Annotated in this window: 7 protein-coding genes and 2 pseudogenes; 7 read left to right on the top strand and 2 right to left on the bottom strand. The window is 69.6% G+C overall.

All coding sequences use genetic code 11. From position 1 onward, the window contains the following. The first annotated feature begins 90 nt into the window (after window positions 1-90). The 3 genes from ACWEKM_RS44100 to ACWEKM_RS44090 all read left to right on the top strand — a co-directional run bounded on the left by ACWEKM_RS44100 (window position 91) and on the right by ACWEKM_RS44090 (window position 4,483). Window positions 91-1,230, top strand: coding sequence for an aldehyde dehydrogenase family protein (locus ACWEKM_RS44100; RefSeq protein WP_451626948.1), 1,140 nt, complete (start codon window positions 91-93; stop codon window positions 1,228-1,230). A 239-nt stretch (window positions 1,231-1,469) separates the two neighbouring features. Beyond that, on the top strand, window positions 1,470-2,957 hold the full coding sequence (locus ACWEKM_RS44095) for an aldehyde dehydrogenase family protein (protein WP_451626947.1): 1,488 nt from the start codon (window positions 1,470-1,472) through the stop codon (window positions 2,955-2,957). Further along, on the top strand, window positions 2,954-4,483 hold the full coding sequence (locus tag ACWEKM_RS44090; RefSeq protein WP_451626946.1) for a GMC family oxidoreductase: 1,530 nt from the start codon (window positions 2,954-2,956) through the stop codon (window positions 4,481-4,483). The genes ACWEKM_RS44095 and ACWEKM_RS44090 overlap by 4 nt, the downstream gene beginning before the upstream one ends. Window positions 4,484-4,688: 205 nt before the next feature. Here the strand turns inward: ACWEKM_RS44090 and ACWEKM_RS44085 are convergent. Continuing rightward, window positions 4,689-5,027 (bottom strand): annotated as a pseudogene (locus ACWEKM_RS44085) (polysaccharide deacetylase family protein); the annotation flags it as partial. A 425-nt stretch (window positions 5,028-5,452) separates the two neighbouring features. On the opposite strand from ACWEKM_RS44085, the gene ACWEKM_RS44080 reads away from it, so the two are divergent. The 3 genes and pseudogenes from ACWEKM_RS44080 (at window position 5,453) to ACWEKM_RS44070 (ending at window position 7,469) form a co-directional block, all read left to right on the top strand. Continuing rightward, the gene (locus ACWEKM_RS44080; RefSeq protein ID WP_451626945.1) at window positions 5,453-6,571 is read left to right on the top strand and encodes a glycerophosphodiester phosphodiesterase family protein; all 1,119 of its coding nucleotides are present in this window, start codon (window positions 5,453-5,455) and stop codon (window positions 6,569-6,571) included. Between the two features lie 174 nt (window positions 6,572-6,745). After that, a pseudogene (locus ACWEKM_RS44075) lies at window positions 6,746-7,060 on the top strand (DUF5707 domain-containing protein); the annotation flags it as partial. A gap of 211 nt (window positions 7,061-7,271) precedes the next feature. Continuing rightward, entirely contained in the window at window positions 7,272-7,469 is a 198-nt protein-coding gene (locus ACWEKM_RS44070) for a hypothetical protein (RefSeq protein ID WP_451626944.1), read from the top strand. A gap of 800 nt (window positions 7,470-8,269) precedes the next feature. Here ACWEKM_RS44070 and ACWEKM_RS44065 read toward each other — a convergent pair. Next, the gene (locus ACWEKM_RS44065; protein ID WP_451626943.1) at window positions 8,270-8,941 is read right to left on the bottom strand and encodes a TetR/AcrR family transcriptional regulator; all 672 of its coding nucleotides are present in this window, start codon (window positions 8,939-8,941) and stop codon (window positions 8,270-8,272) included. Window positions 8,942-9,043: 102 nt separating this feature from the next. Between ACWEKM_RS44065 and ACWEKM_RS44060 the strand changes: the two genes are divergently transcribed. Next, the gene (locus ACWEKM_RS44060; protein WP_451626942.1) at window positions 9,044-10,636 is read left to right on the top strand and encodes an acyl-CoA mutase large subunit family protein; all 1,593 of its coding nucleotides are present in this window, start codon (window positions 9,044-9,046) and stop codon (window positions 10,634-10,636) included. The last annotated feature ends 225 nt before the right edge of the window (window positions 10,637-10,861 follow it).

Here is a 10,861-nt window from a genome sequence, read left to right as displayed (position 1 = left end):
GTCCAGGCCGAGCACGTACTCGGCCGTCACCCCGTACTTCACGCAGCACAGGCCGCCGCGGAGAGCGCCGACACCGGCAAACCGCTCGCCCTGTCCCGGGCCGAGATCCAGGGCGCCGCCGAGTACTTCGAGTTCTACGCCGCGCTGGTCAACCTCCCCGCGGGCGACGTCCTCGACATCAGACCGGACCTGCACGTCTACACCCTGCGCGAACCGCTGGGCGTGGTCGGGGTGATCACCCCGTGGAACCTGCCGCTCAACCAGGCGGCCCGCGCCTGCGCCCCCGCCCTGGCCGCCGGCAACACCATCGTGGCCAAACCCGCCGAGTCCACCTCCCGCACCACCGTCGCGCTGGCCCGCATCGCCGGTGAAGCGGGCCTGCCACCGGGCGTGTTCAACGTCGTCCTCGGCCGCGGCCCGGAGGTCGGCACCGCGATCGTGCGGCACCCCCTGGTGCGCAAGGTGGCCTTCACCGGCTCCGTGCCCGTCGGGCAGGAGATCGGGCGGATCGCCGCCGACCGCGTGCTGCCGCTCACCCTGGAACTCGGCGGCAAGTCCGCCAACATCGTCTTCGCCGACGCCGACCTGGAGTTCGCCGCCACCGAGGCCGTGCGCGCGTTCACCACCAACGCCGGCCAGGTCTGCTCCTCCGGGACCCGGCTGCTGGTCGAACGCACCATCCACCAGGAGTTCACCGCCGCCGTGGTGGCCGCCACCCGCCGACTGCGACCCGGCCAGGAGATCGGCCCGATGATCACCCGCGGCCAGTGGGAGACCGTCCAGCGGTACTTCAAGATCGCCGAGCAGGAGGGCGCCACCGCCGAGACCGGCGGCCGGGTGCCGGACGAACCGGGCCTGGTGGGCGGCTTCTTCGTCGAGCCCACCGTCTACTCCGGCGTCACCAACGACATGCGCATCGCCCGCGAGGAAGTCTTCGGACCCGTCCTGGTCGTCATCCCCTTCGACACCGAGGACGAGGCGGTGGCCCTGGCCAACGACTCCGAATTCGGCCTGGCCGGCGGGGTGTTCACCGCCGACATCTCACGGGCCGTCCGGGTCGCCGAGGCCCTGGAGGCCGGGCAGGTCTACATCAACTCCTGGTCCACCCAGTCGGTCCAGATGCCCTTCGGCGGCCACAAGAACAGCGGGTACGGCCGCGAGAAAGGCATTGAGGCCCTCCACCACTACACGCACGTCAAGAGCATCAGCATCCGCCTGACGGGCCGCTAGTGCTGTGGCCGGAAAGGTTTGCCGGAAAGCTCGCGGCGTCCGGTGCGGTGCATCGCAAGGCGGAGCATCTCCCGCGTACTGGATGTACTCGGGTGATGCGACAACGCGGCGTGGGGGCACCTCCCGGCCGAAGGCTGGGGAAGTGCCGTGCCGGGCGTCGCGAGCCGGTGAACCTTTCCGGTCGCAGCACTAGAGACCCCGTGCACCCACAACCGGCGCATCCACAGGAAGGCACAGCCATGGCCGACACCCGCGACATCCAGGACGACATCCTCCTCGCCCGCACCATGCTCATCGACGGCGAGTGGGTCGGCGCCCTCGACGGCGGCACCTTCCCGGTCCACGACCCGGCCGACGGACGGATCATCGTCCACGCCCCGGCCGGGCAGGCCGCCGACGTCGACCGGGCGGTGGCCGCAGCCCGCGCCGCCTTCGCCCCCGGCAGCGCATGGCGGACGATGACGCCCCAGGAGCGCGGGCGGCTGATCTGGCGGCTCGCCGACCTCGTCGAGCAGCACGCCGAACGGCTGTCCGCGCTCGACTCGGTCGACAGCGGCAAACCCCTGGACGAGATGCGCTACTTCGATGTGCCGTTCTCGGTGGACGTCCTGCGCTACTACGCCGGCTGGACCACCAAGATCACCGGCGACACCATCCCGGTCTCCTATCCCGCCGCCTCCGGAGGCCGCTTCCACGCCTACACGCTCAAGGAGCCCGTCGGCGTTGTCGCCGCCGTCGTGCCCTGGAACCTGCCGCTGCTGATGGCCGTCAAGAAGCTCGCCCCGGCCCTGGCCACCGGCTGCACCGTCGTGCTCAAGCCGGCCGAGCAGACCCCGGTCTCGATGGCCCTGCTGGCCCGGCTCACCCTGGAGGCCGGCATCCCCGCCGGCGTCGTCAACTATGTGACCGGGGACGGCGAGAGCGCCGGCGCGGCCCTGGTCCGCCACCCGGGCGTGGACAAGGTGACGTTCACCGGTTCGGTGGAGACCGGCAAGGCCATCGTCCGCACCGCGGCCGACGACCTCAAGCGGGTGTCCCTGGAACTGGGCGGCAAGTCTCCCAACATCGTCTTCGACGACGCCGACCTCGACGCCGCCGTCGCCGGGGCCGCGGCCGGCGCCTTCGCCACCCAGGGGGAGAGCTGCATCGCCGGATCTCGGCTCTACGTCCAGCGCGGCGTCTTCGACGAAGTGGTGCGGCGGCTGGCGGACCACGCGGCCTCGCTCAAGCTCGGCCGCGGCACCGAGCCGGGCACACAGATGGGCCCGCTGATCTCCGCGGAACACCGCGACCGGGTGCTGGAGTACATCCGGATCGGCCTCGCCGACGGCGGCAGGGCCGTCACCGGCGGACGCGCCCCCGAGAGCGAGGGCTACTTCGTCGAGCCGACCGTGCTGGTCGGCGTCCGGCCCGACTCGCGCGCCATACGCGAGGAGATCTTCGGCCCGGTCGTCTGCGCCGTCCCCTTCGACACCGAGGAGGAAGTGCTGCGGCTGGCCAACGACACCCGCTTCGGGCTGGGCGCGGCCGTCTGGACCAGGGACGTCTCGCGCGCCCACCGGATGGCCGCCGCCGTGGAGTCGGGACAGGTCTGGGTCAACTGCTACCAGGCCGCGGACTCCGCGCTGCCGTTCGGCGGCACCAAGGAGTCCGGCTGGGGCCGCGAGACCTGCCGGGAGAACCTGGAGGAGTACCTGGAGACCAAGACGGTGGTGGTGGCGCTGTGACCCGCACCCTCACCCACGACTATGTGGTCGTCGGTGCGGGGACGGCCGGCTGCGTAGTGGCGGCCCGGCTCACCGAGGACAGCGCGCGCAGTGTCCTGCTGGTCGAAGCCGGCGCCCCCGACAGCAGCCCGCGGATCACCACCCCGCACACCTGGCCCGCGCTGTACGGCACGGACGTCGACTGGGCGTTCCGCACGGTACGCCAGAGCGCGACAGGCCATGTGCACGCTGTCCCGCGCGGCCGCACGGTGGGCGGCACCGGCAGCACCAACGCCATGGCGTTCCTGCGCGGCGACCCCGGCGACTTCGACACCTGGGCCCGCCAGGGCTGCACGGGCTGGGACTACGCCTCCGTCCTGCCGTACTTCCGGCGCTCGGAGACGGCGCCGCACGGCGACCCGCGCTACCGGGGCAGCAGCGGACCGCTGCGTCCGGCACCCGCCGCGGCACTGCACCCGCTGTCCCGGGCCTATCTGTTGGCGGCACAGGAGGCCGGACACCCGCTCACCGAAGATCTCAACGGGCCCGAACTGCGCGGGGCGAGCAGCCATGACCTGCTCATCGCCGACGGCCGCCGGCAGAGCACCGCCACGGCCTACCTGGAGCCCGCCCTCGGCCGCCCGGGCCTTGACCTGCTGCCCAGTGCCCTGGTGGAGCGGCTCACCTTCGACGGCGACCGCTGTACCGGCGTCGACGCGGTCGTGGACGGCGAGCCGGTCCACTGCGCGGCGGGCACCGAAGTGGTGCTGTGCGCCGGGGCGATCGGCTCGCCGCACCTGCTGCTGCGCTCCGGCGTGGGGCCGACCGAGGAGATCGAAGGGGCCGATGTGCAGGCCCTGCACGACCTGCCCGGCGTCGGCCGCAACCTTCAGGACCACATCATCCTCGCCGGGCTGACCATGCCGTCACGCGGGCCGCTGCCCCCGCCGTCGGGCAACCTCGGCGAGGTGACCCTGCTGCTCGACAGCGAGCCGGGCCGTGCCTCGGTGGACCTCCAGATCGTGTTCATCCACGTGCCGTTCGCCAACCCCTGGCAGAGTCCGCCCGAGTACGGCTACACCTTCGGCGTCGGGCATATGCGCCCGGCGAGCCGGGGGCGGCTGTCGCTGGCGAGCGCCGACCCCCGGACCCCGCCGCTGCTGGACTTCCGCTACCTGGACCAGGCGCAGGACCTGCGCGCTCTGGTCGCGGGGGTCCGGCACGCGCTGGAGATCAGCCGGACGGCGCCGTTCGACCCGTGGCGCGGCGCCGAGCACCCGCTGGTCGGCGCCGACGACCGGGCCGTGGAGGCGTTCGTCCGGGACGCGGTGCAGTCCTACGGGCACGCCGCCGGGTCCTGCCGGATGGGCGTGGACGCGCTCTCGGTCGTCGATCCGCAGCTGCGGGTGCACGGTCTGACGGGCCTTCGGGTGGCCGACGCCTCGGTCATGCCGGAGATCGTGTCGACCAACACCAACGCGGCCACTGTCATGATCGGCGAGAAGGCGGCGGACCTGCTGCGCGGGCGCGACCGAGCCGAGGACTGAGGCACCGGCCCACGGTGCAGGGGAGGAGGGGAGGGTGAGGGGGGTGGGATCGGGCGTCTACTCCGCTCCCCGAGGCGTACCAGAGGGACCGTCCAGCCACCCCCCTTTGCCCCAGGCCGCCCATGGCGGACACTCCGGGCCGGAGCGGGCACCCCCACCCTAACCCGCCCCCGAGTGTTCGGCCGTGCCGGGCGGGGCTGGGGGTTCAGCGTACGGGGAAGCCGAAGGTGTGGCCCTGTTCCTTGAGTTGGGGGAGGATGCGGCGCAGGGCTTCGACGGTCTGGGAGCGGTCGCCGCCCGCGTCGTGGAAGAGGAGTGTGGGTCCGTTCGGCAGTTCGCGCTCGACGGTGGCGATGATGGTGTCGGTGCCGGGCTGTTCGAAGTCTTTGGTGTCGACGTTCCAGCCGAGTGGGCGCATGCCGTGGGAGGCGGCGAGTGTGCGGCTGTAGGGGGTGAAGGCTCCGCCGGGTGCCCGGTAGTACATGGGCCGTACGCCTCCGGACGCTTTGGTGATCATGCGTTCGGCGTCGAGTATCTGCTGTGCCGTGCCGTGCCATCCGGGTCGGGTCAACTCCCCCTGGATCCAAACCGGTCGGCGGGCTCACACCGGACCGGGCCGGCCGACTGGCGCCCATCGAATGTGGCACCCGGGTGGGTGCTCGCCGCCGCCTCCGGCCCGGAGCGCGCAGGCGGGACCGCCTACGCCGCGCGGATGCTCGACCGGCTGCCGGACGGCTCCTACCTGTCGACCTTCGGCATGGGGAAGCTACCGGTGCGGATGGTCGAGGCATGGATCAGCGTGACCTACCAGGACGGCACGGTACGCCGCGAACAGTGGCGCCTTGCCACCAGCCGCTCACACGCTGTGCAATGCAAAATCTTTGCGATGAAAAGTCGACTGCCGGCGTCTGCCAATCAGCCACTGCCCGTTCCCCCAGCGCGATCGTGGCTGCTCATAGCATTCGGATCATGCCAATACTCACCCGCTCGCGGTCCGTCATGGCCGCTTTGCTGATGTTGCTCACGACCCTGGCGGTCGTCGCTTCCATTCCCCGGGTCGACGCCTTGTCTCACCAGGCCGACGACTCGTCCACGCCGACGATCTACGGTCATCGTGGCGCGTCCGGCTACCGGCCTGAACACACGTTGGGCTCCTACGTCCTGGCCGCGCGCATGGGCGCGGACTACATCGAGCCTGACCTCGTCTCGACCAAGGACCATGTTCTCGTCGCCCGGCACGAGAACGAGATCGGCGGCACGACCGACGTCGAGAACCACCCCGAGTTCGCCGATCGCAAGACGACGAAGGTCATCGACGGCGTCTCGATCACCGGCTGGTTCACCGAGGACTTCACACTGGCCGAACTCAAGACGCTGCGCGCCGAGGAGCGCCTGCCGGAGGTGCGCCAGCACAACACGCTCTACAACGGCCGCTACAAAATCCTCACGTTCCAGGAGATCATCAACCTGCGCGACCGGCTCTCGCGCGAACTGCACCGCAAGATCGGCCTGCTCCCCGAGCTGAAGCACCCGACCTACTTCCGCTCGATCGGTCTGCCGCTCGAGAAGCCGTTCGTGGCAACGCTGCGGCACAACCACCTCGACAACAAGGGCGCCAAGCTGGCGGTCCAGTCGCTGGAAATCTCCAGCCTCAAGAACCTCAACAAGGTCATCCCGAACCCGCTGCTGCAGGGGACCGGCTCCCTGGATGCCAAGCCCGCCGACGTGCTCGCCACGGGTGGCACGACCACGTACCGCCAGATGCTGACGCCCGCCGGCCTGAAGGCAATCGCGGCGTACGCGGACATCGTGGCCGCGTCCAAGGACAACGTCATCTCGCGAAACCCGGACGGGACACTGGGCAAGCCGACCTCGTTCGTCAAGGACGCACATGCCGCCGGCCTGGAGGCCGCGGCGTACACCTTCCGTAACGAGAACACGTTCCTGCCGACCGATCTGCGCGTCGGCGACAACCCTTCCGACTACGGCAACGCGCTTGAGGAATACCGCCGGTTCTACGCGACCGGCCTCGACGCCGTGTTCTCCGACAACACCGACACGGCGAAGGCGGCTCAGACCGACGACTGACCGTGTGCGGTCTTGGGCCGACAAGGCCGACGGCGGCGCCGGACATGGTTCCGGCTCCGCCGTCGGGCGGGGTGTCGGACGCCGGAAACCAGGACGATGACGGCCACCAGGCTGCGCCCCACCGGGCTGTGTGGCGAACGGAGGCTGTGATTCTCGTCGGCTTACTCAGGTCGGGTTGAGTACGCGCTGGCCTTCGTCACCGATGTCACGGCGTCCTCATCAGGTGTCAAGAGCGTGAAGGTGCTGGCCTGGCCGCAGAACTCGTCCTTCGCCGAGAAGGGGCTGACCGCCAGGGACATGGCCGCCGCGGAGTCGGCCGTCTGCAGGCCCTCCGGGCACGACACCGTGCGCTGCACCTACACCGCCGAGGTCACCACCGCCGACGCCGAGTCGTCCCCGCGCGGTGCCTGGCACGTCGCCGTCCTGGCCACCGCGCAGGACAGCACCACGACCTTGGACACCGAGGCGGCCGGCTTCTCCGTCCGGTGACCCGGACGCCCACGTCGCCGAGAGCGAGTGGCGAGACACCGAAGAACGAGCGCACGTGTGCTCCGACTGCCAGGCCGGGCCCGACCGGGCCAACGCCCGCGTCGGCCTGCCGACGTAGACCGAGGCCATGCCTCCCGGAACAGCCGCGCCGATCGCGCTGGTCAGACGCGTTGCGGTAATCCGCCTGTTGCGCGGCGCGCACGGTCGGCGTGTGGCGACGGTGCTTGCCCAGGACATCGGCGACGGTCACCGCCAACTCCTGCTCGACGGCATGGCGGACCTCGGCGTCGGTGAGGTCGGTGCCCGCGATGAGGTCGTACGTGACGGCGGCGGCCACACAGTCGGCGTTGCCGCCCGGGCCCCTGCTGAGTGGAAGTTGAGCAGTTCGGTGAAGGAGGGTTCCTCATAGCTCACCGTGCTCAATGGGATCACACTCACACCCTCTTGTTTTGAGCATATTGCTCAATGAAAGCCGTATGACTTGTGCATTCCAAGAGTCTCCATGTCTACTGTGGAAGCATAAAGTCAAAGGTTTGAAGGGGGTGGCGGCGTCCCACATCACCACGCCATCGACACCGCCCTCTCGACACCGCCCGCGTTGCGCCTCGCCGGGACCTGATCGTGGCAGACACCCTGCACATCCGGTCCGCCGCGGCATCCCACTCGGCGGGCGTTCAGCCCCTCACACTCCGTCCGGCGGTACGCCCCCTGTTCTGCCGCAAAGGCGTACCGCCGGACGGTCGGCGACGGAGCCGTCCCGCACCACCACCTCACCTGACAACGTCTCCCCATAGACCCCGTCCGGCGGCGCGTCACCTGCCCTGACAGCCGCGCTGTGCCGCCGGACGGCCCTCTTCGACCCGCCCGCCCCACGGCGGAGCCGCGCAGGTGCTCCGCCCGAACGATTGGACATCGCGATGAAGGCTCTGAGCGGAATCGAGCGAAAGTGGTCCGGGGCTCCGGCCGTTCCCCAACCTGCTGCACCGTCGGTCAGTCGCCCGCATCTGGCCGTGGGAGGCCGAATCGGCGAGGTCGTCTCCAAGCAGCCGACAAGCACCCCCGACGCGGATGACCCACCCCGCTTTCCGTCTGGACTGCGACATCATCACGCCGCTGCCGAGCCCCATGGGGACGAGGATGCATCATGCCCAGCGGACGGCGTCTGAGAATCCCCATCAGCGCCCCGCCCCCCGGGATTCCCGCACCCGACTATCCCTCGACGAGGCGCCGTAGCGCGGGGAGCAAGGCTTCGATGTCCTGTCCACTGCGGAACGCGACGACGGTGGTGCCGCGCTCGTTCTCCGCCTCGGACCCGGGCGCCGGAAACAGCGCCAGCACCTCACGCATCGCTTCGTCGACCTCCACGACGGGATCGGACGACTCCCCTCGCAGCCATCGGCGCAGCACATGGTTGTGGGCCGCGACGACGGACGCCGCCATGAGTTCGGCCCTCAGCGAAGCCGACTCCGTCGGGTCTCCCATCCAGTCCGCGATGAACTCCCGGAACAGCCGCTGGTATCGGGCCACACTGGCGATCTCCCGGTCGCGCAGAGCGGCCACCTTGCTGGTGAGAGCGTATCGACGGCGTGCGAGGTCCCCTTCGTCGACGTAGTGCAGCAGCACCAGACGGACCGCGTCCGAGACAGCGACGAGTGCGGTGCTGTGGCTGGAGGTCGCCAGCCGGTCCCTGATCAGCTCCAGCAGCCGGTCGTGGTCGGGGAAGATGACCGCTTCCTTGGACCGGTAGTGCCGGAAGAACGTCGTACGCCCCACTCCGGCACGCTCGGCGATGTCATCGACGGTGGTGTTCTCATATCCGCGCTCGTCGAAGAGAGCGAACGCGGCGTCCGCGAGTCGCATCCGCGCAGGTGGCTTGCTCATGACCGCACATCCTTCCCCGTCCCGGCCCCCAGAAGCCACTTGCCCAGAATGGCGGAACTGAGTACCGTTCTCGTGACATCGAGTACCGCTGGAGGTTCCATCGTGGATTCCGATTCCCTTGCGCAAAGCGAGTCCGGTCTGCCGCTCCAGCCGGTCTACGACGGTCGGGCACTGTCACACTTCGACGCGGACGCCGAGCTGGGCGCTCCGGGCCGGTTCCCGTTCACTCGGGGGGTGTATCCATCGATGTACACCGGCCGGCCATGGACGATGCGGCAATACGCCGGGTTCGGGACGGCGAAGGAGTCCAACGAGCGCTACCACGAACTGGTGAGCGCGGGCACCGGCGGCCTGAGCGTGGCTTTCGATCTGCCGACGCAAATGGGCTACGACTCCGACGAGCCGATCGCCCGGGGCGAGGTCGGCAAGGTCGGCGTGGCGATCGACTCGATCGAGGACATGCGCACCCTCTTCCAGGGCCTGCCACTGGGCAAGGTGTCGACCTCGATGACGATCAACGCCCCCGCCTCCACGCTGCTTCTGCTGTACCAGCTCGTCGCGGCCGAACAGGGCGTGACGGGTGACCAGTTGACCGGGACGATTCAGAACGACGTGCTCAAGGAGTACATAGCCCGCGGCACCTATATCTTCCCGCCGAAGCAGTCCCTGCGGCTGATCAGTGACATCTTCGCCTACTGCCACCGGGAGCTGCCCCGCTGGAACACCATCTCCATCTCCGGCTACCACATGGCCGAGGCCGGGGCGAGCCCGGTGCAGGAGGTCGCGTTCACCCTGGCCAACGCCAAGGAATATGTGCGTACGGCGATAGCCGCGGGCCTGGACGTCGACGACTTCGCGCCGCGCCTCTCGTTCTTCTTCGTCGCCCGGACCACCCTGCTGGAGGAGATCGCCAAGTTCCGCGCCGCCCGCCGTATCTGGGCCCGCATCATGCGTGACCAGTTCAAGGCCAAGAACCCCAAGTCACAGATGCTGCGCTTCCACACCCAGACCGCAGGCGTACAGCTCACCGCCCAGCAGCCCGAGGTCAACCTCGTCCGGGTCGCGCTCCAGGGCCTGGGCGCGGTCCTCGGCGGCACCCAGTCCCTGCACACCAACTCCTACGACGAGGCCATCGCCCTGCCCACCCAGAAGGCGGCGCGACTCGCCCTGCGCACCCAGCAGGTCATCGCCTACGAGACCGATGTGACCAAGACCGTGGACCCGTTCGCCGGTTCCTATGTCATGGAGTCCATGACCGAGGGCGTCGAGGCCGCGGCCTTGGAACTGATGCAGTCGGTCGAGGACCGGGGCGGTGCCGTCGCCGCGATCGAGCAAGGTTTCCAGAAGTCCGAGATCGAGAAGTCCGCGTACCGGATCGCCCTGGAGATCGACACCAAGGAACGGACCGTCGTCGGGGTCAACAGGTACGTCATCGGTCAGGAAGAGCCCTACGAACCGCTACGTGTCGATCCACAGATCGAGGCCGACCAGTGCGAACGTCTCGCAGCACTGCGCAGGGACCGGGACAACAACGCCGTCGGACGAGCCCTCGACACACTGCGCGCTGCGGCCCGGGGCACCGACAACGTGCTGCCGTCGATGCGCGAGGCACTGCGAAAGCGCGCCACCGTCGGCGAGGTGTCCCACGCCCTGCGCGACGTCTGGGGCGTGTACACACCTCACCACATCTTCTGACGCACAGCCACTCGTTCACCCGCGGGCCGATGGCCGGACGACCGCCCTCCGCCTGCCAAGGCCAAGGCTTCGGCCGCAACAGCCAGAAGGGATCCAACCGGTGAGCTCCGCCCCAGGGGAACAGCCCGACATCGACATCCATACGACCGCGGGGAAGCTGGCGGATCTCCGGCGTCGTATCCAGGAGGCGACGCATGCCGGCTCCGCTCGTGCCGTGGAGAAGCA

The organism is Streptomyces sp. NPDC004752 (assembly GCF_053601275.1).
Note: the sequence above shows the minus strand (reverse complement) of the source record. Positions and strands in the feature narration are given on the sequence as shown.